Raw genomic sequence first — 23,954 nt, 5'->3', positions numbered from 1 at the left:
TCCCTTAATTAAAGAACGGGTAAACTGTCAAACTCCAGCACGATCCCCTCTTCCTCACTCCAGCCAAGTGTCAGGCTGTGTGTTTGCTGCTTCGCCGCCATATGGCTCAGCAGCTGCTGACTCAGCACCGGCAGAATCTGCTGATTGAGCAGACTGTCAACGTTACGCGCACCGGCATCCGGCAGCAGGCAGGCAGAAGTGAGAGCGTCATACAGGCTCTCATCTATCTGCGTGGTCAGACCGTAGTGACGGTTCAGTCTCTTGCTGACCTGTGCGAGTTTCATTTCCACGATGGTGCGCATAGCCGCTTCCGCCAGAGGACGGTAAATCACGGTCTGGAAGCGGGCCAGCAGCGCGGGCTGGAAGTGATCGCGCAGGATCGGACGCAGCAGCTCGTGGAGATCGCCTTCGCTAGCCTCCGGCTGTTCATCGAGCAGTTGCATCAGGTGATCGCTGCCGAGATTCGAGGTCATCAGAATGACGGTGTTGCGGAAGTCGATTTCACGCCCTTCACCGTCGCGCATAAAGCCGCGATCGAAAACCTGGTAGAACAGGTTCATCACGTCGCGGTGCGCCTTTTCCACTTCATCCAGCAGCACCACACTGTACGGACGCTTGCGCACAGCTTCGGTGAGGATACCGCCCTGGCCGTAACCCACGTAGCCCGGCGGCGAGCCTTTCAGCTGGGAAACCGTGTGCGGCTCCTGGTATTCAGAAAGGTTAATCGTAATGAGTGACTTCTCGCCGCCGTACATGACATGGCCAGCGCAAGCGCTGTTTCGGTTTTCCCCACGCCGCTCGGTCCAACCAACAGGAATACGCCCAACGGACCGTTCTCGGACGTAAGGCCTGTTTTTGCCGCACGCAGACGCTGGGCGATGGCCTCGAGCGCCACATCCTGCCCGACCACACGTTTACCGATTTCATTTTCAAGGGTCAGCAGTTCGGTCTGCTCATCTTTCATCAGCGATGACAGCGGCACGCCTGTCCAGTCCGCAATCACGTTGGCAACCGTTCGTACATCCACGTCCACGGAAAGCAGCGGATTGCTGTGCTGAATGCCGTTCAGTTCCTGCTGCAGCATGCGCATCTCGCTCTGACGGGAGATATCCTGGCGGCTTTCCAGCAGTTGTTCGGTAAGTTTCAGTTCCTGCCCGTACTGAGTTTCGAGCTCATCGAGAGCAACGATAAGAGCGTTCTCTTCCTGCTCAATGACGGTCAGGCGTTCACCATGGCTCTGATTGCCGACAGCAATATCCTCCAGCAGTGCCTGCTTCTCCATTTCAAGAGAGGTAATCTGCGAGCGAATGCAGGTCAGCTGTTCCGGCACCGTGTCGAGGCACATGCGGACGCGCGCTGCGGCGGTGTCGAGCAGGTCAACCGCCTTATCCGGCAACTGGCGGCCCGTCAGATAACGACGCGAAAGCGTAACTGCCGCACGAACCGCATCGTCGGTAATATGCACATTGTGGTGTTCGGCATAGCGGGATTTCAGTCCACGGAGCATCAGGCAGGCGGTGTCATCGTCAGGCTCATCCACTTTTACCATCTGGAAACGACGCTCCAGGGCCGCGTCGCGTTCGAAATATTGTTTGTATTCAGACCAGGTGGTGGCCGCAATAGTACGCAGTTCGCCACGCGCCAGCGCCGGTTTCAGCAGGTTGGCCGCATCTGCGCCACCCGCCTGGTTGCCCGCGCCGATGATAGTATGCGCTTCATCAATAAATAGCAGGACCGGGGACGGTGATTGCTGCACCGCATCGATGACGTTTTTCAGCCGCTGTTCGAACTCACCTTTCACGCCCGCGCCAGCCTGCAGCAGACCCAGATCAAGGGTGCGGAGAGTGACCGTTTTCAGGGATTCAGGCACATTACCCTCGGCAATACGCAGCGCCAGACCTTCAACCAGTGCGGTTTTCCCCACACCCGGCTCGCCGACCAGAATCGGGTTGTTTTTGCGACGACGAGAAAGGATGTCCACCATCTGGCGGATTTCCGTGTCACGGCCAAACACAGGATCGATCTTCCCTTCCTTAGCCTTGGCGGTGACATCGAGGGTAAATTTATCCAGCGCGTTCTGCAGAGCAGGGCTCAGCTCCCCCTCTTCCATTTCCATACCAGCCGGGCGCCCGACAAACTCCACCTCACCACCGTGGCTCTGTGCCAGCTCGGCTTCGCGCTGCATTTCCGGACGTTCATCCGATTGCGCATCCAGCAAAGGTCGCAGGCGCTCCAGTTGGCTCTGACCAAGCGTTAACAACGGCCACAGGCCGTCACAACGCGCTAGTTTTGGTTTTTCCACCAGGGCCATCAGCAGATGGACGCTGCGAATGTGCTCCTCGCCATTGAGTGAGGCAAGTAGCCAGGCTTGCTGCATCAGAGTCTGGATATCCTCTGAGAGCTGGGGCCGATGGCGCACGGAGCGAGGTTGTCTGTCGAGCCAGCCAAGCAAATCCTGCCAGATGCCATCCATATCCCATTCATAGCGACGCGCCAACACCGTCAGGTCACCTTCCCCCTGCTCCAGCAGCTTCAGCAGCCAGTGCTCCGGCAGGATTTCGGCATGGGCACGGGTCTGACAGAGCGAAGCTGCGCCTTCCATCGCTCGGGCACAGTAAGGGTTCAGACGACGTAACAGGATGGCTGGATTTTCCATGAGATTCTCTCTTTATCGGTTCCTGGACACGCTACCGCCCCTCGCTGTTCACCAAAGCGCATAAGGTCAGGCAGGCAGATTTTTTCTTTGCTGAGTACCCGCATCTCAGGCACTCAGCAAAAAACTGCGGACAGGAAAACCTGCCCGCATCAGGATTACGCCGTGGCGCGTTCGTTCCAGGAGTCGGAATGAATGATGTTGCCGTCTTTGTAGGTCCAGGTGATTTTTTCGTAACGCAGTTCTACGCGTTCAAGGTGGTTGTGCTTCTCTTTAGATGGATCCTTGATGTCATACATTTCAGGATTCACTTTCACTACCTTCACGTTTTCCAGTTTGGTGTTGAAGTACTCCACTTCCTGACCCGCGTCGTTGATTTTGTACCACTTGAATTCAGCGGATTTCAGGGTCTGACCGGTGGTCACCGCCTTGTACAGGTACGGGCTGGACGAGTCGATTTCCTTGGTGAACAGGAACGGGGTGTGGATACGGGTACCGGTCAGCTTGCCGGTGTTGTTGTCAGTCGGGATGTACAGGTTATGCTCCTGCGCCACCACTTCGATGCTGCCTTCACGATCCTGAACGTCAACAGAACCCTTGATGTCCGCGCCGCCGTCGTCTTTCAGCCAAAGATAAACAGGAATTGCCATGGAATTACTCTCCATTGTGTTGTGATACGCCATCATCCTGCGATGACGCTGGGGTTTTGCCGGGTATCTGACAGGCGTTCGCCTGCGGTACCAGACTAATTTCGACACGGCGGTTAAGCGCACGCCCTTCCGGGGTGTCGTTGGTTGCGACAGGGCGGCTTTCGCCATAGCCCTGCACCGCAAAACAGCTTTCCGGCACGTCACCGGTGTCACGCATCCAGTCGCGTACCGCTTCGGCACGTTTCTGGGACAACGTCTGGTTCAGTTGCGGATTGCCGGTGTTATCGGTATGCCCTGACACGACAATCAGCCAGCCGGGCTTCGCTTTAATGCCAACCAGTGAATTCACCAGCATTTTGGTGGAGCCCGCTTTCAGCACGAACTTGCCGGTATCGAACAGCGACATGCTGTCGAGGCGAAGTGTTTTCGGACCCTGAATGATTTTCTTAATGACCGGTGGAGGCGGTGGCGGAGGTGCCCAGTCGCTGAGAGCAGCCTCAACGAGCGGAATCAGGCGCAGACCCTGATACAACCCCAGACGATAACGCAGTGGCTCCCCGCGGCGCTGCCAGTCGTCCAGCAATGCGCCATCTGCTCTCAGTCGCTGCTGCGCACGCAGTTTCGGAGCAGCAGGCTGACCCGTCAGCTGGTGATATAACGCAAGATGATCGCCAACATTCCGTATGAGGCGCTGGTTGTTCATCCAGGACGCCAGCATGGCAAGCGCGAGGAAAATCCCGCCCAGAAATCCGGCGTAGCGCCAGAACACCATTCTGCGGCTGACGCCACGTCGGCGCGGCAACGCTGGCAGCAGCAACTCAGGCAGCGGCAGTGGCTCTGTCGTCACAACGGCATCCGGTGGCAGCGCCGTCACGGAAGTAATGTGCTGTTGCCAGAGATTGCCTGCGATACCACTCACCGGAACTATGCACATACCCTGTACGCAGGGCTTCATCACCGGCAACTCTCCCCGCCGTACCGACAACAGGTCATTCAACGCGCTGTTCTGCCAGGCAAGCAGACTGTCCAGCCACAGGCCCTGACTCAGACGAGAAAGACGCCCTTCTGCCCCAGTATCTCGGGTCCATTCCGTCAGTGACATACTGCCCTGACCGGGCTGATACACGTGAATACCGCCCCGCTGACTTACCGTGGTAAACCAGACAGGCTCTTCCTCTGCGCAGGCCACAGGGGGCGATACCCAGGTCACGGTCCACAACGGTGGCAAAGTGCCAAATGCCGCGCGGCACTGAACGACAGCCCGCTGCCAGCCCCGCAGAGACTGGGTAAAATCATCACGGCTGTTATGCTGTTCAGGCACCACCGCCAGCATTACGGAGATTTGCGACACCAGGGCTGGACGCATCAAACTCAGGTGCTGCGCAAAGAGGGGAAGCTGTTCCGCATCTTTCACCCGCAGATACCAGCCCTGCCGGGTTTCCCGGTGATGGAAGCCGGACGCAAACAGCGGAGCGTTGTCGCCACAGGCGAGGATCACCGCCCCCTGAAAATCTTCCGGCGGCAGGTTTTCATCCACAATTTCACGAACAGCGGTTGCCCGCGCCTGAGAAGCCCGGCGTTGACGCCAGAGCATCAGCCCGGACACCACAACAACCAGCAGACTGAGTACTACACGGCTTCCCGTCGACAGTGCCCAGAATCCCAGAATGAGCCACAGCGCCAGTACGGCACCCAGGGCAGTTAACAGACTTCGGTACGCATCCCGCATCTCTTACCCCGGCCTGACGGTCTGGCTTACCAGTTCGGTAAGCGAAGACGAAAGGAAGAACCAGACCGCTGCCAGGGCGACAACAGCCACAGCCCAGGTCAGCCAGTACCAGCGACAACCGCTGCGCAGACGTGATACTCGGGCAACAATGGGGGCATCCTGGGCCAGCGAAAAAGCGGGCACCCGTTCTGCGAGAGCGCGAATAATGTCTTCCCGACGCTCGTCATCCTGGGCGCGATACTGACCCACGAATCCCAGTTGCAAGGTCCGGTACATACAGGTCAGGACGGCGGCGTCAGGGGCAGTTTCTTTCAGCAGGTCTCGGATTCTTTCCCACAACTCCTCACCAGCATTGAGAGTGCCAAAGAAGTGTGCCTGCAGCGGGTCACGCCGCCAGGTCAGATAACCATCATCTGTGGTTCCCCGGTTCATCACGCTCTCATCAAGCAGCGCACATAGGGCATACACCATATGATCACGGCGGATGTCGCTGTAGCCGACTTCCGTGAGCGCCGCTTTCGCGTCCTGCACCAGACGGCAGGCACGGCGATAGAGCCCTTCACCATCACGAACTTCCTGACCGCCCCGCAGCTGACTGACCATCAGCCAGCCCGGGTAGAAGATACGTTCTAACTGGGTGAGATCGGATTTATTCATGTGCGCAGCACCGCAAAGAGTTCAAGTTTCACATCCCCCAGTGAGCGCGGGGTGTAGAAGGTGCAGCTTCCCGCTTCCAGCATCGCCCGGGCCGCATCGGTACTCAGATCCAGAGAGAAGTACTGGTTCTCAAGGCGTAACGGGATAGCCGCCGGAACATGGGTCAGAGGTTTGATAACCATCCCGCTGAGAGCCACATTCACCACATCCGAAACATCATCAAAGCTGCCCGCCTTACACAACTGCGGGAATTTCGTCTGAAGCTCATGGTTCGGCATGGAGGCACGTACTGAAAGGTAGAAGTCAGCACCTTCGCGCAGACGCGCATCGTGCAGGGCACCTCTCCAGATCTGGTCCTGATGCTCCAGGTGGATACTCACCACCCTCGACGGCAGACTCGCTTCCAGCAGTTTATCGAGCAGTGTCAGCAGCGGTGGAAATACCCGCTCCGGTGCATCATGCTGATAAGCAGGAATGTCCCCGGCATCGTGCTCAAGCGAGAAGGTCAACAGGCTGCCAGCCAGACGTGTCAGTTCGCGGTACAGCAACTCCGGGTGCCGATCCGGTGTCTGCAGCAGTTCCGTCAGCACCGGCTCGGCGCTGTTCAGAGCATTGAGTAACCAGAACAGGGAGACATCCGCGACTGCAAAGTCGGCCATCCTCTCATTGCTTTCACGGCGCATGGCCATCAGGCGACGGCGGCGGGCCTGTAAACGGATCAGCAGGTCACCCAGTTCGGTGGTCAGAAGCGGGCTTGCAGAAAGGGAAAGCATCGTCGGAATGAATGCAGGGTCCCGGCTCCATTGCCCCTGAGCATTACGCACCAGACGGGCCACTGGACAGGTCAGGTATGCCGTATTTTCCTGGCTGGACAAACGCAGGGTCAACGCATGACGCAGAATGGCCAACTCTCCGCTTTCATACCCGGCCAGTTCCTGCACTACCACACGCTCCGCTTTCCAGCGACGCGGACGCTCACTGTCCTGGCCGTTATCGAGGTTGCCACCACTGGCACTCAGCAGCGGTAGTGCGACAACCACATCAACAGATTCACTGCCGGCTGCAACAGACAAGTCACAGACCGGAGGAAGCGTATCTGCCAGGTCGGTATCCACAAGAGTACCATCCTGAAAACGTACCACCAGACGGGTGGCATTCAGGCGAGAGAGCGCCAGCGCAGCGTCATCAAATTCTGCCACAACCACGCCCCAGGGATGTGAAATACCCATCCGGGCGACCATGTCGGCAACGTGCTCATTCCAGCGAACCTGCTGCTGGAACTGTTGCGGGGCCAGAGCGGCCCCATCCTCCCAAAGCGGGCGGTAAATTTTCATCCCTGATTTCCTCTCGCCTTACGATTTGGCTTTCGGCATCTGGGAAACCAGCGACAGGTTGACGTCCATGCCTTCCACCTGGAAGTGCGGAATCGCATACAATTTCACGCGGAAGAAGCCCGGATTGTCTTCGATGTCTTCCACTACCACCTTCGCGTCGCGCAGCGGGTGAGAAGCCTGCAACTCGTCGCCCGGATCGGTCATTTCGGTCACCAGACTGCGGACCCACGTATTCAGCTCCAGTTCCAGCAGTCGGCGATCCTTAGTGGTACCAATGTTTTCGCGCTGAATCAGCTTCAGGTAGTGGGCGATACGCGACAGCAGGAAGATGTACGGAAGACGGGCGTTGATGCGGCTGTTCGCCGTCGCATCAGCGGTGTCATACAGCGCCGGTTTCTGAGTGGAGTTGGCTGAGAAGAAGCACGCGTAGTCGCGGTTTTTGTAGTATGACAAAGGAATGAAGCCCAGATTCGCGAATTCGAATTCGCGGGTTTCAGGGATCATCACTTCGCTCGGGATTTTTACCTGATTGCCGGTACCGAGATCGTACAGATGGATAGGCAGGTCCTGAACCGCACCGCCAGCCTGCGGGCCACGGATTTGTACGCACCAGCCATTATTGATAAAGCTGCGCACCATGTTGGACGCAAAGGCAAACGATGCATTGGTCCACAGGTATTTGTCATGATCCGGACCTTTGACTTCTTCGACATAGTTGAAGCTGCGAACCGGAACGGTGTCCGGGCCATACGGTAAACGTCCCAGTACGCGCGGCATGACCAGGCCGATGTAGCGGGCGTCGTCCGTATCGCGGAACGATTTCCACTTGATGTACTCTGCGCGGTCAAAATAGTTACCAATATCTTTAATCGCAGCAACGTCTTCCATTGACTCCTTGAGGAAGAATTTCGGGCCTGCTGAACCGATAAATGGCATATGTGCAGCCGCAGATACTTTTGAGATGTTGCGCAGCAGAGCGACATCCTGCGCTGAAGCATCGAACTCATAAGCGGAAATCAGCGCCGCAATCGGCTCGCCGCCAGGGGTATCATATTCATCAATGTAGGTGTGTTTATACAGACCACTCTGGATGACTTCCGGGGTATCTTCAAAGTCCTGCCGCAGGTCTTCTTTGGACATACTCAGAAGCTCAATTTTCACGTTCTGGCGAAAATCTGTTTTATCAATCAGCGACTTCACTCCGCGCCACAGGCTCTCAACCGCCTGAAACTCGTCATGATGCATAACCGCGTCCAACTGACGGCTTATCTGGTAGTCGAGCTCAGCGATATGGTGATCGATCAAGCTCTTATCCAGTTTTTCGACCTTCGCGCCTGCCTTGGTCAGGCATTCCAGAAAGACCTGCATACCTGCGGTCAGACGCTCGTCAGCGGTCGCATCCGACATCGCCTGCGCATCCTGCCAGATATCCAGCGCGCTCAGCTCAGAAACAGGGTTCAGATTGATTTTCTCAAACAGGGAGGCGTAAACCCCACCGGCAGCAGGACGTTCCAGCACCACGCTTTCAGTACCGGCAATATTATTTTGTACAGACATGAGCATTCCTTGATTAATCCGTTAAAACAGCGTGATGGTTACTATTTTCTTGATGCAAGTGCGGATAGTTCATTTCGCAGTTCAGCACTAAGGGACTGGTCCAGAAGGATTTTTTCCAGCTCTTTTCGGAAAGTCTGGTTATCCAGCAAATTGGCCTTCAGATCGCGGAGCAAATTGCGCATCGCCAGCATAGCCTTCAGCTGCGGTATCTGAGCAGCCACCTGCTCTGGCGTAAAATCTTTCATACTCTGGAAAGTCAGCTGAACATTTTCCTCACCACCATCATCAGAGAGCGTATTTTTAACGGTTAGATTAAGTTTTGGGGAGTATTCAGAAAGAACACTGTCGAAATTATTTTTCGTGATGTTAACTTTCTCACGCTCAGATATTTGAGCAGACTCTTGCCCATTGCTGAAATCACCCGCAACCAGTAATTTCAGCGGTAATTCCATTTTCTTGCTTGCCCCGCCTGTATGCAGATCAAGCTTCAGGTTAATACGTGCCTTAGGCACCTCATTCTGAAAACTGTCAGCCATCTCATCATCCCTCTTTGTTTTTGCTACGCCAAATTCACGGTATCGTTCTTGATGCGCAATATTAGAATAATGATCGACACAAAATCAAATACACAGATCTTTTATCCGCAATGAGAAATTTCTTAAGAATTTTCCACCAATATATTATTGCGGATTATCCACTCACCTCAGGGAAAGACACTGCTTTTTTCACGCAAAGTGAATATTTGTACCGTAAGAAGGATCGTAACCTGAGAGATGCTAATAAAACCATCTTATTTTGACTTGCATCACAACATGATATTAAAAAAAGATGAAGGAACGTAAACAGGTTATTGTAAGCAGATAAAGTAAAGAGGCTAATCAATTAAGAAGAGTGACGAATTGATTGATGACATGAATAATAAATAAGAATTTTCACAAAGAAAATTCTTATTTATTATTCGAAGGAAAATAAAATGTCGATGCGGGTCCGAAAATAAACACTGCTGCTCTTTTGTCGGCCCACTCCTCCTTGCGCAAAGACTTCAGTTCTCCTCTCAGGCATGAAAGCTGCTCTCCTTTCTGGAGTTTATACAGTGTAAAATCAAACACCTCCCGGATCGCCGCTTTTTTAATCAAAAACGAGTAATAGCACATATCGTATAACGGTGCTACATTACGCCGCCCGCCCAAATCAGCAGTGGCCAGGCAACGCCGCCGTAAAGTTCGGTAAAGCCTGCAACCATCACCTTGAAGAACGGTCTTATCGGCACGTCGTATCGCAAACTCTGCGCTACCTTTACAGGCTTCACATAGGTTCTACTATTTTGTCTCAATCCAAATTTCAACGCGCGTTTTTACACCCGCGTTACTGGTTTACATGGTTTGGCCTTGGCGTACTCTGGCTGCTGGTTCAACTTCCGTACCCTGTCCTGCGCTTGCTGGGGTCGAAACTGGGCAGCGCTTCCCGCGTTTTCCTGAAACGTCGCGAATCCATCGCGCGTAAAAATATTGAGCTTTGTTTTCCGCAGTACAATGCCGAAGAACGCGAAAAACTCATCGCTGAAAACTTCAAGTCTATCGGCATGGCGCTACTTGAAACCGGCATGGCCTGGTTCTGGCCTGATGAGCGTGTCCGCAAGTGGTTTGACGTGGAAGGACTGGATAATCTGAAACGCGCGCAGATGCAAAAACGCGGCGTGATGGTCGTCGGTGTTCACTTTATGTCGCTGGAGCTGGGCGGCCGCGTGATGGGGCTTTGTCAGCCAATGATGGCAACTTATAGACCGCACAACAGTGCTCTGATGGAGTGGGTGCAGACGCGAGGCCGCATGCGTTCCAATAAGGCGATGATCAGCCGTAATAACCTGCGCGGTATGGTCGGAGCTCTCAAGAAAGGAGAGGCTGTCTGGTTTGCACCCGATCAGGATTATGGACGTAAAGGCAGCAGCTTTGCGCCTTTCTTTGCGGTTAAAGATGTTGCGACGACTAACGGCACCTTTGTCATTTCTCGTTTGTCAGGTGCCTCCATGCTGACCGTAACGATGGTGAGAAAAGCAGATAAATCAGGCTATCGTCTGCACATCTCTCCTGAAATGGCTAACTATCCGGAAAACGAGTGCGAAGCCGCGGCGTTTATTAATAAAGTCATCGAAACTGAAATCATGCGTGCGCCGGAGCAGTATCTGTGGATGCATCGTCGTTTTAAAACCCGCCCGCTTGGCGAAGCCTCGCTCTATATTTAAGCCTTTCATTAAGGTTAGTTTCGCTAAGAAACTAACCTTTTCAATCACCTGTCATCCCGTTAAGAAATCGTCTTTCATTGCGTCGCCCAAAGTGAATTTATTGCGAAGTGAAATCAAACTGTCGCCGTTCCACGACACTCGTAAGTGACGGAAATTATTTAAAAAAATCCCTCTTGTCACCCCTCATTTTTAAGCGTACATTAGCGCCGTCTGGCAACAGGAAAGCACAGAATTCTGAGCTGGAGTGAGCGGCGTAACGGGAAAATTCTCATTTCCGTTTTGACCGGATTTCAGTTCTCTATAATCAGGTGGACTCTGTTTTTAAATGCGTACCACAAGATACGCGGAGCGATGAAACGTGAAATATTTCTTTATGGGCATGTCGGTGATTGTTTTAGTCTGGGCCGGAACCTTTGCCCTGATGATCTAGTGAAGAACATGCAGTCAAAAAAACAGGAGCCATCGGCTCCTGTTTTTTTTATGTCATGACGATGCGGGATGTTCAGCGGCGCTCTTTGAGGTCAGAAGACCGTCGGCCCGGAACATACTCTTGATGCCCCTCACCGCCTGACGAATACGATCGCTGTTTTCAATCAGGGCAAAACGCACATGGGTATCGCCATAATCACCAAAGCCAATGCCCGGTGATACGCACACCTTCGCATCCTGCAGCAGCTTTTTGGCAAACTCCAGCGATCCCATCGCCGCATAGGGCTCCGGAATCTTCGCCCAGACGTACATGGACGCTTTCGGCATTTCCACCATCCAGCCCGCTTCATGCAACCCCTTTACCAGTACGTCGCGGCGGCGCTTATACTGGGCGGCAATCTCGTGAACGCATTGCTGATCGCCTTCCAGGGCAGCGATAGCCGCGACCTGCAGCGGCGTGAAGGTACCGTAGTCGTGATAACTCTTAATGCGCGCCAGGGCACTCACCAGCGTTTTGTTACCCACCATAAAGCCAATTCGCCAGCCCGCCATGTTGTAGCTTTTCGAAAGGGTGAAGAACTCTACCGCCACATCACGCGCGCCCGGGACCTGCATGATCGACGGGGCTTTCCAGCCGTCATAGACGATATCAGCATAGGCTAAATCGTGAACCACCAGCACGTCATAACGCTTGGCCAGGGCTACCACTTTTTCGAAGAAATCGAGTTCCACGCACTGCGCCGTTGGGTTCGACGGGAAACCGAGGATCATCATCTTAGGTTTCGGATAGCTTTCGCGAATCGCACGTTCCAGTTCGTTAAAGAAATCGACACCTTCCACCAGCGGCACAGAACGGACCTGCGCCCCGGCAATCACCGCGCCGTAGATGTGGATCGGGTAGCTTGGATTAGGCACCAGCACCGTGTCGCCATGATCCAGCGTGGCCAGCATCAGGTGTGCCAGCCCCTCTTTCGAGCCGATGGTGACAATCGCTTCACTTTCCGGATCGATATCAACCTGATAGCGATCCTGATACCAGCGCGAGATCGCGCGACGTAACCTGGGAATACCGCGAGAGGTTGAGTAGCCGTGCGTATCCGGGCGCTGGGCAACCGTGCAGAGCTTCTCAACGATATGCGGTGGCGTTGGGCCGTCAGGGTTACCCATGCTGAAATCGATAATATCTTCGCCGCGCCGACGCGCAGCCATTTTCAGTTCAGCAGTGATATTGAAAACATAAGGGGGGAGACGATCGATACGCGTAAAACGGCGTTCAGGACTGAATTCAGCCATAGATTCCTCAGATTAACGTTAGCGCCCGGACCGTCCGAGCGACGCTGCCACCGATGTGGCATGCTTAGAAAATAACCTGAAAAAAATCATGCTGTCGAGAGGGAAATGAAAAAAAAGCGATCGTCTGAAAACAGGAACCCGGCTGAGCCTAAAAGCGGAAGCCTTTGTTTCGGGATCGGCTTTCTGGTAGCTGTTATTTAACAGGACGATATCAAACCAGTTACCTGAGGATACGCCGTTAAGAACAAAACAGGACGCATCGGTCATGTCCAGATAATCCCCTTTGAAAATTATGGTTTTTCCTCATTTGATAAACCTGACGGATAGCTGGTCAATACGCGTCAGGTTTTTTATCATGGTTCTTTCCCGTTTTCCCAGGTCTACTCGTGCACGAAATATTCAATATGCTGCTGGCGGTTTTTGACCGTGCGGCATTAATGCTGATTTGCCTGTTCTTCCTCATTCGCATTCGCCTGTTTCGCGAGCTGTTGCACAAATCAGCCCACTCGCCAAAAGAGCTGCTGGCCGTTACCGCCATCTTTTCGCTGTTCGCCCTGTTCAGCACCTGGTCCGGCGTGCCGGTAGAGGGTTCGCTGGTAAACGTGCGCATTATCGCCGTCATGTCCGGCGGCATTTTGTTTGGTCCTTGGGTCGGCGTTATCACCGGCCTGATTGCCGGGACGCACCGCTACCTGATTGATATCGGTGGCGTAACGGCGGTGCCGTGCTTTATCACCAGCATTATCGCCGGAGTGCTTTCCGGCTGGATCAGCCGCAAAATCCCGAAAAAACAGCGCTGGCGCGCCGGGATCGTCGCAGGCATGGTGTGCGAAACGCTGGCCATGATCCTGGTCGTCGTCTGGGCCCCCACCACCGCGCTGGGGCTGGATATCGTCTCGAAAATCGGTATTCCGATGATCCTGGGCAGCGTGTGCATCGGTTTTATCGTGCTGCTGGTGCAAAGCGTTGAAGGGGAAAAAGAGGCCAGTGCCGCCCGTCAGGCCAAGCTGGCGCTGGATATCGCCAACAAAACGCTGCCGCTCTTCCGCCACGTTAACGCGGAATCGTTGCGTCAGGTCTGCGAGATCATTCGCCACGACATCCACGCTGACGCCGTCGCCATCACCAATATTGATCACGTGCTGGCCTACGTTGGGGTCGGGGAGCACAACTATCGCGACAATGATGACACCATAAGCCCGACCACCAGACAGGCGATTAACTACGGTAAAATCATTATTAAAAACAATGATGAAGCCCACCGAACGCCGGAAATCCACTCCATGCTGGTCATCCCGCTGTGGGAGAAAGGCGTCGTGACGGGCACGCTGAAAATTTATTATTGCCACGCGCATCAGATCACCTCAACGCTGCAGGAGATGGCCATCGGCCTGTCGCAGATTATCTCCACCCAGCTTGAGGTTTCGCGGGCGGAACAGCTGCGCGAGATGGCAAATAAGGCAGAACTGCGCGCGCTGCAGAGTAAAATCAATCCCCATTTCCTGTTTAACGCGCTGAACGCTATCTCCTCGTCCATTCGCCTTAATCCGGACACCGCGCGCCAGCTGATTTTTAACCTGTCGCGCTATCTGCGCTACAACATCGAGCTGAAAGATGACGAGCAGATCGACATCAAAAAAGAGCTTTATCAGATCAAGGACTACATCGCGATTGAGCAGGCCCGCTTTGGCGACAAGCTCACGGTCATTTACGATATTGATGAAGAGGTCAACTGCGTGATCCCGAGCCTGCTTATTCAGCCGCTGGTCGAAAACGCAATTGTTCACGGTATTCAGCCCTGTAAAGGCAAAGGCGTCGTCACCATCAGCGTCACCGAAAGCGGCAACCGGGTGCGGATTGCCGTGCGCGATACCGGCCACGGAATTGATCCTAAAGTCATTGAGCGCGTGGAGTCTAACGAGATGCCGGGGAATAAAATCGGCCTGCTAAACGTGCACCATCGGGTCAAGCTGCTTTATGGCGACGGGCTGCATATTCAACGTCTTGAGCCGGGCACAGAAATTGCTTTTTACGTCCCGAATGAGCGCTCTCTCGCGCATACAACGACATCACTATTGCCCCAGGTGGAGTGACCCATGAAAGTTATCATCGTAGAAGATGAATTCCTGGCTCAGCAGGAGCTCACCTGGCTTATCAAAACCCACAGCCAGATGGAGATTGTGGGCACGTTTGATGATGGTCTGGACGTGCTGAAATTTTTGCAGCATAACCGGATCGACGCCATTTTCCTGGATATCAATATCCCGTCGCTGGATGGCGTATTGCTGGCGCAAAACATCAATCAGTTTGCCCATAAGCCGTTTATTGTGTTCGTTACCGCCTGGAAAGAGCACGCCGTAGAGGCCTTCGAGCTGGAGGCGTTTGACTATATTCTTAAGCCTTATCAGGAGTCGCGGATTGTCAGCATGCTGCAAAAGCTGGAGGCCGCCTGGCAGCAGCAAATCGCTCCCGCCAGCCCGACGGTACGCGAAAACGACACCATAAATCTGGTTAAAGACGAGCGCATCATCGTGACCCCGGTCAACGATATCTATTACGCCGAAGCGCACGAAAAGATGACGTTTGTCTATACGCGGCGGGAATCTTACGTGATGGCGATGAATATCACCGAGTTTTGCAGCAAGCTGCCTGCGTCGCACTTTTTCCGCTGCCACCGCTCGTTCTGCGTCAATTTAAACAAGATCCGCGAGATCGAACCGTGGTTTAACAACACCTATATTTTGCGTCTGAAGGATCTGGATTTTCAGGTGCCGGTAAGTCGCAGCAAGGTGAAAGAGTTTCGTCAGCTGATGCACCTGTAAAGAAAAGGCCCTCTCCTGCGGGAGAGGGCTCTGCATCACAGGATTTGACCGAGAACCTGACGCAGATGGGCCCCGGAACCCAGCAGTCCAGGGTTGTCATGCACGATCAGATAAACCGGAATATCCTGCACGTAGCTTCTGAAACGCCCTTTATCTTCAAACCCGCCGCGGAAGCCGGAGGCTTTAAAGAACTCCAGGAAGCGCGGCACAATTCCGCCCGCGATATAAACGCCCCCGAAGGTGCCCAGCGTCAGCGCCAGGTTGCCGCCAAAGCGTCCCATAATCACGCAGAACAGCGACAGGGCACGACGGCAGTCAATGCAGCTGTCCGCCAGCGCGCGTTCGGTGACGTCTTTCGGCTGCAGGTTTTCCGGCAGACGACCGTCTGACTTCACAATCGCCCGATACAGGTTCACCAGCCCCGGACCTGAAAGGACGCGCTCGGCGGAGACGTGTCCGATCTCCGCGCGTAACTCTTCGAGGATAATGCCCTCTTCTTCGCTGTTTGGCGCAAAATCTACGTGACCGCCTTCACCCGGCAGGCTCACCCAGCGCTGAGCAACGTGCACCAGATGCGACACGCCCAGACCGGTACCGGCCCCGTAGACCGCAATCGGCTTGCCTTCGACAGGTTCAGCGCCGCCAAACTGGATCAGATGCTCAGGCTTCAGCATCGGGATCGCCATGGACACCGCGGTGAAGTCATTGATGATTTCAAGATGCGCAAAGCCGAGGTTTTTTTTCATCTCGGCGATAGAGAATGCCCAGGTATGGTTTGTCATGGCGACCCAGTCGCCGGTTATCGGGCAGGCTATCGCGATGCAGCCGTCTTCAACGCTCACCTGATGCTCTTCCAGATAGACGCGGACAACGGCCTCAAGGCTTGGATAATCCAGCCCGGAATAGGTTTTCGCCCTAGAAATCTCACCGCTACTAACATCGCACAATGCGAGGCGCGCGTTCGTGCCGCCCACATCACCTACCAAAGCATACTTTGTCATTCTTTTACTGCTCCGCTAAAGTCAGAATAAATCTTTGGGACACTGTAAATTCAAGGCGTGATAACAACAACGGCCATAAGGTGAATGCCCATGGATTATCGATCTTCGTCACAGAATAACTTTACCGTTTCAGCACCTTTTGCACTATTGCCATAAAGCTTAATGTGCAAAGTAACGTAATACCGTTTTGTACAAGGAAATCATCATGCTCCACCCGCGAGCCAGAACCATGCTGTTGCTGGCAATTCCGGCGCTAATTATTGGCGTGGCCTCAAGTCTGGTGCTCATTGTCGTGATGAAAGTCGCGTCGGTGCTGCAAGCCATGTTATGGACAGCGCTTCCGACAAAACTGGGCGTCAGCACTGATTCTCCTGCCTGGATCATTGTGATGCTGACGTTGACCGGTATTGCGGTAGGCCTGGTGATCCGTTTCAGTCCCGGCCATGCAGGGCCAGACCCGGCGCAGGAACCGCTGATTGGCGCCCCTGTTCCCCCTTCGGCACTGCCCGGGCTGCTCATTGCGTTGATTATCGGTCTGGCCGGCGGCGTCAGCCTGGGGCCGGAGCATCCGATTATGGCGGTGAATATTGGCCTGGCGGTTTTCCTCGGCTCACGGATTTTGCCCCGCGTCGGCGCGCTGGACTGGACCATCCTCGCCTCTGCAGGCACCATCGGTGCGCTTTTCGGCACGCCCGTCGCTGCCGCACTGATCTTTTCTCAGACGCTCAGCAGCAATAACGACGTCCCGCTGTGGGATAAGCTGTTTGCCCCGCTGATGGCCGCAGCCGCCGGGGCGTTGACGACCAGCCTGTTTTTCCATCCCCATTTTTCACTCTCCTTCCCCCACTACGGCCAAATGCAGATAGCCGATATTTTCAGCGGCGCCATCGTCGTCGCGATCGCCATCGCGCTGGGAATGGTGGCGGTATGGTGTCTTCCTCGCCTGCACCGGCTGATGCATAAACTCAAACACCCGGTGTTAGTTCTGGGGGCTGGTGGTTTGATCCTCGGTATCTTAGGGGCAATCGGCGGAACGGTGACGTTGTTCAAAGGTCTGGACGAGATGCAGCAGTTGGCCTTCAGCCAGGTGTTTAGCGTGTCCGACTATCTGCTGTTTGCCGCGATCAAGCTGGCCGCGCTGGTGGTGGCGGCCGCCTGCGGTTTCCGCGGTGGACGCATCTTCCCGGCGGTCTTTGTCGGCGTCGCGCTGGGGCTGATGCTGCACGAACACGTCGATGCGGTGCCTGCGGCCATTACCGTCTCCTGCTCTATTCTGGGGCTGGTTCTGGTGGTCACGCGCGACGCCTGGCTCAGCCTGTTTATGGCGGCGGTCGTGGTACCCGATTCGACGCTTTTCCCCCTGCTATGCATCGTGATGTTGCCCGCCTGGCTCCTGCTGGCGGGCAAACCGATGATGATGGCCTGGCGAAACGACAAGTAATCAGGCGCTATTGCGCGCTTCCAGCGCTTTAGTAATCGCCCCCAGCAGCGGCGGGATATCGGCTTTCGGCAGCATCACCTCAATCAGCGAGAGCCGCTCGTGGTGCGCCACTTTCTCAAGTACATCCGCCAGTTGCTCAGCTTCACTGACCCGCCAGCACTGGGCCTGAGGATCAAGGCTCAGGGCCTGCGGGATTTGCGTCCAGTTCCATAGCGCAATGTCGTTATATCGCTGTTCCGGCCCGTGGATCGCTCTTTCCACCGTGTACCCTTCGTTGTTAAGGACCAGAATGATCGGGTGTTGTTTATCCCGCAGCATCGAGCCAAGCTCCTGTATGGTGAGCTGCGCCGCGCCATCTCCCGTCAGGACAATCACGCGCCGGTTCGGGCAGGCCGTTTGTGCGCCAAACGCCGCCGCCAGCGTATAGCCAATCGATCCCCACAGGGGCTGGACGATAAAATTCACGTCAGCCGGCAGACGAAGGTCGATCGCGCCGAAGGCCGAAGTGCCTTGATCCGCAAGGATGATGTCTCCCGGGCGGATAAACGTCTGCAACGTTTTCCAGAAATTCTCCTGCGTCAGCGAGCCATCCGGCTGCGGATATTCCATCGCGCTTTGAGACGACGGTACCGGCATATCGTGCACGTGCTGTTTACAGAGATCTACCAGCGTTTCGATTGCCTGAAGCATGGGGATGCCGGTAAACCAGACGTCACCGACGCGTGAGGCATGAGGCTGAACTTCAATTGTTTGTGACGGGGTTAGCTGATGCGTGAAGCCGGCGGTCAGGGTATCGGTAAATCGCGTCCCGATGCACAGCACCGTGTCTGCCCCTTCAATCGCCTCTTTTACCGCACCGGCGCTCGCCGAACCGCTGTATGTGCCGTAAAAACCGGCGTGACGCTCGTCAAATATGCCTTTACCCATCAGCATAGTGGCGTGCGCCATCGGCACGTCCTTGACCCATTTCTGTAGGGCATGCTTCAGGCCGTGGCGCAGGACCAGGAAATCGGCCAGGAGCGCAGTACGCTTGCTCATGGTCAGCTTGTTCTCAGCGGCATCCCGGAACGCTTTCAGACAGGCGCTATCGGCATGCGCGTGTTTGAGAGTGAGAGCGTTTACAGGAGGCGTGGCGGCTTTTTTTGCCACATCGGCAGGCAGCATCAGATAGCCGGGGCGACGCTCCCGGAGCATGGTAGTTAATACCCGGTCAATCTCGTAACAGGCGTTTTGTTCAGTCAGAATCGCCTGTGCTGCGGTGATCGGCTCGCTCATATGATAAAAATGATGAAACTCACCGTCGCCCAGCGTATGGTGCAGCAACTCTCCTCTTTGCTGCGACGCCGTACCCGGCGCGCCGACAATATGCAGTACCGGAACGTGCTCAGCGTAGCTGCCCGCAATGCCATTCATGGCGCTTAACTCCCCTACACCAAATGTCGTCAGCAGCGCAGCAAAGCCCTTACATCGGGCATATCCGTCCGCGGCATAAGAGGCGTTTAACTCGTTGGCACAGCCCACCCAACAGATATCCGGGCTGTCTATCACATGGTCGAGAAACTGCAGGTTATAGTCGCCCGGCACGCCAAACAGATGATCGGCTCCACAATCTGTAAGACGGTCCAGCAGGTAATCGGCGACGCAGTATGGGGTACGCATGAACAGGTATCCTTCTAATGTTGACCTCACCTTGAGTATTAAATAAGCGTGATGACTGTCCAGAATTGGCGATAAGAAGAGCATGGAAAGAATGCTTTACAAAAAAGGCTGCGCTATGCTGCTTTTTTTCACGTTAATGTAAACGCATACACTGATTTTTTTCTTCAGCGCCAGAGGTCATGAGAATGGGGTATCAGCCGGACAAAAATCGTTATCGGACAATGGAGTATCGTCGCTGTGGGCGAAGCGGACTCAGGTTGCCCGCCATCTCGCTTGGGCTGTGGCATAACTTTGGCGACACCACGCTTATCGAAAACAGCCGTCAACTTTTACAGCGCGCGTTCGATCTGGGCATTACGCATTTCGACCTTGCCAACAACTATGGCCCGCCGCCGGGATCGGCCGAACGTAATTTCGGCCGTATTTTGCAGGAGGATTTCCTGCCCTGGCGCGACGAGCTGATCGTCTCTACCAAAGCAGGTTATACCATGTGGGAAGGCCCTTACGGCGACTGGGGGTCACGTAAATATCTGCTGGCAAGCCTCGATCAAAGCCTGAAGCGCATGGGGCTGGAGTACGTGGATATCTTCTATCATCACCGTCCTGACCCACAAACGCCGCTGCTGGAAACCATGAAAGCGCTTGACCATGCGGTGCGCCAGGGAAAAGCCCTGTATGTCGGGTTATCCAACTACCCTGCAGAACTGGCCCGCAAGGCGATTGATATCCTTGACGATCTCGGTACCCCCTGCCTGATCCACCAGCCGAAATACTCTATGTTTGAGCGTGCGCCGGAAGAGGGGCTGCTGAACGTGCTGCAGGAAAAAGGGGTCGGCTGCATTCCCTTCTCGCCGCTGGCTGGTGGACAACTGACCAACCGCTATCTCAACGGCATTCCGGCAGACTCACGCGCGGCAAGCGGCAGTCAGTTCCTGAACCCTGACCAGATCACCGAAGAGAAGCTGGAGAAGGTAAGAAAGCTGAATGCCATGGCGGAAGAGCGCGGTCAGAAGCTGTCCCAGATGGCGCTGGCCTGGGTATTACGCCATGAGAATGTGACGTCAGTGCTGATTGGAGCAAGTAAAACGGCGCAGATTGATGATGCCGTGGGGATGCTGGAAAACCGCCTTTTCTCTGCAGAAGAACTTGTCCGTATTGACATGATCCTGACCAGCTCAAAATAGAATCACTTTTAGCAAAAAGTGCTCCCACCCAGGAATTCGGAGTTGAGGCGATGAAACGAGGCTTTACCAACTCGTAATATTGCGTTAACAGGTCCCACAAGGGCCCCGATCGTGAAGGAGAAAGAGTATGTTCAGGTCACTGATTCTTGCAGCGGTATTACTGGCTTCAGCCCCGCTGGTCGCCAATGCGGGCGAAATCACCCTGTTGCCATCAGTAAAATTACAAATTGGCGATCGTGACGACTACGGCAGATATTGGGACGGTGGCTACTGGCGCGACCGTGACTACTGGAACCGTCACTATGAGTGGCGCGGAGACCGCTGGTGGAAACATGATAACGGCAGACACCGCGGCTGGTATAAAGACAACGCATACGAGCGCGGTTACCGTGAAGGCTGGAACGACCGTGACGACCGCCGCGGCGGCTGGGGTCGCGGGAAAGGTCATGGTCACGGCCATCACCACTAATAAAAAGGAGCCATCGAGGCTCCTTTTTTTGTTAAAGACCCAGTGCGGTTCCCACCAACAACCACAGGTTCAGCGCAACGACCACCACCACAATGGCCCACCCGGTCCGTTTCACCAGCGTTGAGTTAACCAGTTCGCCCATCAGGTTTTTGTTGCTGGTAAAGATCAGCAGCGGCACCAGCGCCAGCGCGATACCAAAGCTCAGCAGCACCTGGCTCATAACCAGAATTCGCGTAGGATCGAGCCCCATCAGAATCACGATAAATGACGGCAGCATGGTAACGGAGCGACGAACCCACAGCGGAATATGGAAGCGGACAAAGCCCTGCATCACCACCTGTCCTGCCAGCGTGCCCACCACCGTAGAAGAAAGACCGGCAGCCACCAGGCTGAGACCAAATATCGTGGCGGCAGCATGGCTCAGTAAGGGCTCAAGCGTGAGATAGGCCTGGTCGAGATCGGCAATACCGGTGTGGCCGTTAAAGTGGAAAGCGGCGGCAGCGGTAGCCATCATCGCCAGATTGACAAACCCCGCGATGGTCATGGCAATCGCCACGTCCCATTTGGTAGCGGAGTAACGCTCTTTGCGCGTTCCACCGTGGAGATGCTGGGTCAGCGAGGAGTGAAGGTAAATCACATGCGGCATGATGGTCGCCCCCAGTACCCCAGCGGCCAGGAACACTGCTTCCGAAGTTGGCAGGCTTGGGATTGCCATTCCTTTAGCGAGCTGCGCCAGGTTCGGCTGCGAGAAAATCAGCTCGACAATATAGGCCGCCGCGACAAACAGCAGCAGACCGCCGATGACCTTCTCCAGCGGTTTTTGACCACGACGCTGCAGCATCAGGATCAGGAAAGTAGCAATCCCGGTCAGCACAGCCCCCTGCAACAGCGACACGCCCAGAATCAGTTTAAAGCCGATCGCTGCGCCGATAAATTCAGCGAGGTCTGTGGCCATGGCAATGATTTCCGCCTGAACCCAGTAGAGCCAGACGGCCGGACGCGGGTAATGGTCGCGAATTTGCTCTGCCAGGTTTTTACCCGTGGCAATCCCCAGCTTTGCAGAGAGCATCTGAATCAGCATCGCCATCAGGTTAGCCCAGACGACCACCCACAGCAGCTTATAGCCGAAGCTGGCCCCGGCCTGAATATTGGTCGCAAAGTTACCTGGATCGATATAGCCAATGGCAGCGATGAACGCAGGTCCCATTAATGCGAACCGCAACTTGCGCGCGGCTCTGCCACTGCTACCCTCTACGCGACTGTTTGTCATTTCTGCCTCTGAAATATAGCCTTTGCTATGTTTAATGCTATCAAAATGAGAATGATTATCAAGATCATTTATGATGTTTACAGTGATTTCTCTGATAGCTTTGAACGATAGACGGGCGGGTAAGTGGGCGTTCAAACAGAAACTGAATTGCGCGCGCTTTTGTGAAGACTAGCACACAAACTTAACTTTTCACTCATTTACCTAACATAACAAAAATGTATTGTGGATCACTATTTTTGAGACTCGTCACAGGATGTAACTATAGTGTGTCCTCGATCTCGTTTTCTTTTCGCTTGTTACATAGAATGTGCACGAAAATTAAACCTGCCTCATATTTGGAGCAAATATGGACCGCGTCCTTCATTTTGTCCTGGCACTTGTTGTCGTTACTGCACTTGCATTGCTGGTCAGCACAGACCGCAAAAAAATTCGTATCCGTTATGTTGTCCAGCTGCTGGTCATTGAAGTTTTACTTGCGTGGTTCTTCCTGAACTCCAACGTAGGCCTCGGCTTCGTGAAAGGCTTCTCCGAAATGTTTGAAAAACTGCTCGGATTCGCCAATGAAGGGACCAACTTTGTCTTCGGTAAAATGAACGACGAAGGCCTGGCGTTCTTCTTCCTGAAGGTTCTCTGCCCTATCGTCTTCATCTCCGCGCTGATCGGTATTCTGCAGCACATCCGCGTTCTGCCGTTCGTTATTCGTGGAATTGGTTTCCTGTTGTCCAAAGTGAACGGCATGGGCAAGCTGGAATCCTTCAACGCCGTCAGTTCCCTGATCCTCGGTCAGTCTGAGAACTTCATCGCGTATAAAGATATTCTCGGCAAAATGTCCCGCAACCGCATGTACACCATGGCGGCAACCGCAATGTCTACCGTTTCCATGTCTATCGTGGGCGCGTATATGACCATGCTGGAGCCAAAGTATGTTGTTGCGGCGCTGGTTCTGAACATGTTCAGCACCTTTATCGTTCTGTCGCTGATCAACCCGTACCGCGTTGATGCCAGCGAAGAGAACATCCAGATGTCTAACCTGCACGAAGGCCAGAGCTTCTTCGAAATGCTGGGTGAGTACATTCTGGCCGGTTTCAAAGTGGCGATTATCGTTGCCGCCATGCTGATCGGCTTTATTGCGCTGATTTCTGCGCTGAACGCCCTGTTCGCAGCGGTGCTGGGTATCTCCTTCCAGGGTATTCTGGGCTACATTTTCTACCCGGTTGCATGGGTGATGGGTGTGCCAGCTCACGAAGCGCTGCAGGTGGGCAGTATCATGGCAACCAAACTGGTTTCTAACGAATTCGTTGCGATGATGGATCTGCAGAAAATTGCCAGCACGCTTTCTCCGCGCGCGGAAGGCATTCTGTCCGTGTTCCTGGTCTCCTTCGCGAACTTCTCGTCCATCGGGATTATCGCGGGCGCGATTAAAGGTCTGAACGAAGAACAGGGCAACGTGGTTTCCCGCTTTGGCCTGAAGCTGGTTTACGGCTCTACGCTGGTGAGCGTCCTGTCTGCTTCTATCGCGGCACTGGTGCTCTAACCTTTAGCGTTAAACAAAAAACCGGGAGCC

The 23,954-nt window shown here is 54.6% G+C and carries 20 protein-coding genes and 1 pseudogene; 8 read left to right on the top strand and 13 right to left on the bottom strand.

What is annotated here, in order from left to right; all coding sequences use genetic code 11:
* Positions 1-8 precede the first annotated feature (8 nt).
* The 8 genes and pseudogenes from tssH to NUX24_RS07175 form a co-directional block, all read right to left on the bottom strand.
* Positions 9-2,656: pseudogene (tssH, locus tag NUX24_RS07210) on the bottom strand (type VI secretion system ATPase TssH).
* 155 nt (positions 2,657-2,811) lie between these two features.
* On the bottom strand, positions 2,812-3,303 hold the full coding sequence (gene hcp, locus NUX24_RS07205; RefSeq protein ID WP_023325816.1) for a type VI secretion system effector Hcp: 492 nt from the start codon (positions 3,301-3,303) through the stop codon (positions 2,812-2,814).
* A 4-nt stretch (positions 3,304-3,307) separates the two neighbouring features.
* Entirely contained in the window at positions 3,308-5,032 is a 1,725-nt protein-coding gene (locus tag NUX24_RS07200; RefSeq protein ID WP_257830574.1) for an OmpA family protein, read from the bottom strand.
* A 3-nt stretch (positions 5,033-5,035) separates the two neighbouring features.
* Positions 5,036-5,689: a type VI secretion system protein TssL, short form gene (gene tssL, locus NUX24_RS07195; protein WP_257830572.1), complete on the bottom strand. Its 654-nt coding sequence runs from the start codon at positions 5,687-5,689 to the stop codon at positions 5,036-5,038.
* Complete coding sequence (gene tssK, locus NUX24_RS07190; RefSeq protein ID WP_257830570.1) at positions 5,686-7,023, bottom strand: type VI secretion system baseplate subunit TssK; 1,338 nt, start codon at positions 7,021-7,023, stop codon at positions 5,686-5,688. The genes tssL and tssK overlap by 4 nt, the downstream gene beginning before the upstream one ends.
* A gap of 18 nt (positions 7,024-7,041) precedes the next feature.
* On the bottom strand, positions 7,042-8,586 hold the full coding sequence (gene tssC / locus NUX24_RS07185) for a type VI secretion system contractile sheath large subunit (RefSeq protein WP_193805996.1): 1,545 nt from the start codon (positions 8,584-8,586) through the stop codon (positions 7,042-7,044).
* A 35-nt stretch (positions 8,587-8,621) separates the two neighbouring features.
* Entirely contained in the window at positions 8,622-9,116 is a 495-nt protein-coding gene (tssB, locus tag NUX24_RS07180) for a type VI secretion system contractile sheath small subunit (RefSeq protein WP_126329876.1), read from the bottom strand.
* A 632-nt stretch (positions 9,117-9,748) separates the two neighbouring features.
* Positions 9,749-9,889: a hypothetical protein gene (locus NUX24_RS07175; RefSeq protein WP_162531704.1), complete on the bottom strand. Its 141-nt coding sequence runs from the start codon at positions 9,887-9,889 to the stop codon at positions 9,749-9,751.
* A 12-nt stretch (positions 9,890-9,901) separates the two neighbouring features.
* Here NUX24_RS07175 and lpxP point away from each other — a divergent pair, with 12 nt between their 5' ends.
* Together lpxP and ypdK are read left to right on the top strand one after the other, a co-directional pair.
* On the top strand, positions 9,902-10,822 hold the full coding sequence (gene lpxP / locus NUX24_RS07170) for a kdo(2)-lipid IV(A) palmitoleoyltransferase (RefSeq protein WP_024907634.1): 921 nt from the start codon (positions 9,902-9,904) through the stop codon (positions 10,820-10,822).
* Between the two features lie 358 nt (positions 10,823-11,180).
* Complete coding sequence (gene ypdK / locus NUX24_RS21900) at positions 11,181-11,252, top strand: membrane protein YpdK (RefSeq protein WP_126330041.1); 72 nt, start codon at positions 11,181-11,183, stop codon at positions 11,250-11,252.
* Between the two features lie 53 nt (positions 11,253-11,305).
* Here the strand turns inward: ypdK and alaC are convergent, their stop codons facing one another.
* Positions 11,306-12,544, bottom strand: coding sequence for an alanine transaminase (gene alaC, locus NUX24_RS07165; protein ID WP_090420042.1), 1,239 nt, complete (start codon positions 12,542-12,544; stop codon positions 11,306-11,308).
* A gap of 18 nt (positions 12,545-12,562) precedes the next feature.
* The gene (locus NUX24_RS07160; protein WP_126329878.1) at positions 12,563-12,811 is read right to left on the bottom strand and encodes a hypothetical protein; all 249 of its coding nucleotides are present in this window, start codon (positions 12,809-12,811) and stop codon (positions 12,563-12,565) included.
* A gap of 119 nt (positions 12,812-12,930) precedes the next feature.
* Between NUX24_RS07160 and NUX24_RS07155 the strand changes: the two genes are divergently transcribed.
* Together NUX24_RS07155 and NUX24_RS07150 are read left to right on the top strand one after the other, a co-directional pair.
* A complete protein-coding gene (locus NUX24_RS07155) occupies positions 12,931-14,637 on the top strand; it encodes a sensor histidine kinase (RefSeq protein WP_257830563.1) in 1,707 nt (568 codons plus the stop codon).
* Between the two features lie 3 nt (positions 14,638-14,640).
* Positions 14,641-15,366: a LytTR family DNA-binding domain-containing protein gene (locus tag NUX24_RS07150; protein WP_257830561.1), complete on the top strand. Its 726-nt coding sequence runs from the start codon at positions 14,641-14,643 to the stop codon at positions 15,364-15,366.
* 35 nt (positions 15,367-15,401) lie between these two features.
* Here the strand turns inward: NUX24_RS07150 and glk are convergent, their stop codons facing one another.
* Positions 15,402-16,367, bottom strand: coding sequence for a glucokinase (gene glk, locus NUX24_RS07145; RefSeq protein WP_045285807.1), 966 nt, complete (start codon positions 16,365-16,367; stop codon positions 15,402-15,404).
* 205 nt (positions 16,368-16,572) lie between these two features.
* Between glk and NUX24_RS07140 the strand changes: the two genes are divergently transcribed.
* Positions 16,573-17,808 carry an ion channel protein gene (locus NUX24_RS07140; RefSeq protein WP_126329884.1) on the top strand — a complete coding sequence of 412 codons (1,236 nt, stop codon included), beginning with the start codon at positions 16,573-16,575 and terminating at the stop codon, positions 17,806-17,808.
* On the opposite strand, the gene ipdC is transcribed toward NUX24_RS07140, so the two are convergent.
* Positions 17,809-19,467, bottom strand: a complete 1,659-nt coding sequence (gene ipdC, locus NUX24_RS07135; RefSeq protein ID WP_257830558.1) for an indolepyruvate decarboxylase — start codon at positions 19,465-19,467, stop codon at positions 17,809-17,811.
* Between the two features lie 185 nt (positions 19,468-19,652).
* On the opposite strand from ipdC, the gene mgrA reads away from it, so the two are divergent.
* Complete coding sequence (mgrA, locus tag NUX24_RS07130) at positions 19,653-20,651, top strand: L-glyceraldehyde 3-phosphate reductase (protein WP_257830555.1); 999 nt, start codon at positions 19,653-19,655, stop codon at positions 20,649-20,651.
* 127 nt (positions 20,652-20,778) lie between these two features.
* Entirely contained in the window at positions 20,779-21,120 is a 342-nt protein-coding gene (locus NUX24_RS07125; RefSeq protein WP_047652620.1) for a DUF2502 domain-containing protein, read from the top strand.
* Positions 21,121-21,151: 31 nt separating this feature from the next.
* On the opposite strand, the gene NUX24_RS07120 is transcribed toward NUX24_RS07125, so the two are convergent.
* Complete coding sequence (locus NUX24_RS07120) at positions 21,152-22,390, bottom strand: Nramp family divalent metal transporter (RefSeq protein ID WP_047652621.1); 1,239 nt, start codon at positions 22,388-22,390, stop codon at positions 21,152-21,154.
* Between the two features lie 346 nt (positions 22,391-22,736).
* On the opposite strand from NUX24_RS07120, the gene NUX24_RS07115 reads away from it, so the two are divergent.
* Entirely contained in the window at positions 22,737-23,924 is a 1,188-nt protein-coding gene (locus tag NUX24_RS07115) for a NupC/NupG family nucleoside CNT transporter (protein WP_008501591.1), read from the top strand.
* The last annotated feature ends 30 nt before the right edge of the window (positions 23,925-23,954 follow it).

The organism is Enterobacter sp. HG048, assembly GCF_024702055.1.
Lineage (GTDB): Bacteria > Pseudomonadota > Gammaproteobacteria > Enterobacterales > Enterobacteriaceae > Enterobacter > Enterobacter dykesii.
This window is presented reverse-complemented; position numbering and strand designations above follow the sequence as displayed.

Bases quoted from the DNA above. Each gene is read 5' to 3' on its own strand.
- hcp (WP_023325816.1), bottom strand. From the start codon at position 3,303: ATGGCAATTCCTGTTTATCTTTGGCTGAAAGACGACGGCGGCGCGGAC.
- NUX24_RS07115 (WP_008501591.1), top strand. From the start codon at position 22,737: ATGGACCGCGTCCTTCATTTTGTCCTGGCACTTGTTGTCGTTACTGCA.
- tssK (WP_257830570.1), bottom strand. From the start codon at position 7,023: ATGAAAATTTACCGCCCGCTTTGGGAGGATGGGGCCGCTCTGGCCCCG.
- NUX24_RS07160 (WP_126329878.1), bottom strand. From the start codon at position 12,811: ATGACCGATGCGTCCTGTTTTGTTCTTAACGGCGTATCCTCAGGTAAC.
- ipdC (WP_257830558.1), bottom strand. From the start codon at position 19,467: ATGCGTACCCCATACTGCGTCGCCGATTACCTGCTGGACCGTCTTACA.
- NUX24_RS07125 (WP_047652620.1), top strand. From the start codon at position 20,779: ATGTTCAGGTCACTGATTCTTGCAGCGGTATTACTGGCTTCAGCCCCG.
- alaC (WP_090420042.1), bottom strand. From the start codon at position 12,544: ATGGCTGAATTCAGTCCTGAACGCCGTTTTACGCGTATCGATCGTCTC.
- NUX24_RS07140 (WP_126329884.1), top strand. From the start codon at position 16,573: ATGCTCCACCCGCGAGCCAGAACCATGCTGTTGCTGGCAATTCCGGCG.
- NUX24_RS07120 (WP_047652621.1), bottom strand. From the start codon at position 22,390: ATGACAAACAGTCGCGTAGAGGGTAGCAGTGGCAGAGCCGCGCGCAAG.
- glk (WP_045285807.1), bottom strand. From the start codon at position 16,367: ATGACAAAGTATGCTTTGGTAGGTGATGTGGGCGGCACGAACGCGCGC.
- tssB (WP_126329876.1), bottom strand. From the start codon at position 9,116: ATGGCTGACAGTTTTCAGAATGAGGTGCCTAAGGCACGTATTAACCTG.
- mgrA (WP_257830555.1), top strand. From the start codon at position 19,653: ATGGGGTATCAGCCGGACAAAAATCGTTATCGGACAATGGAGTATCGT.
- tssL (WP_257830572.1), bottom strand. From the start codon at position 5,689: ATGAATAAATCCGATCTCACCCAGTTAGAACGTATCTTCTACCCGGGC.
- NUX24_RS07200 (WP_257830574.1), bottom strand. From the start codon at position 5,032: ATGCGGGATGCGTACCGAAGTCTGTTAACTGCCCTGGGTGCCGTACTG.
- tssC (WP_193805996.1), bottom strand. From the start codon at position 8,586: ATGCTCATGTCTGTACAAAATAATATTGCCGGTACTGAAAGCGTGGTG.
- NUX24_RS07150 (WP_257830561.1), top strand. From the start codon at position 14,641: ATGAAAGTTATCATCGTAGAAGATGAATTCCTGGCTCAGCAGGAGCTC.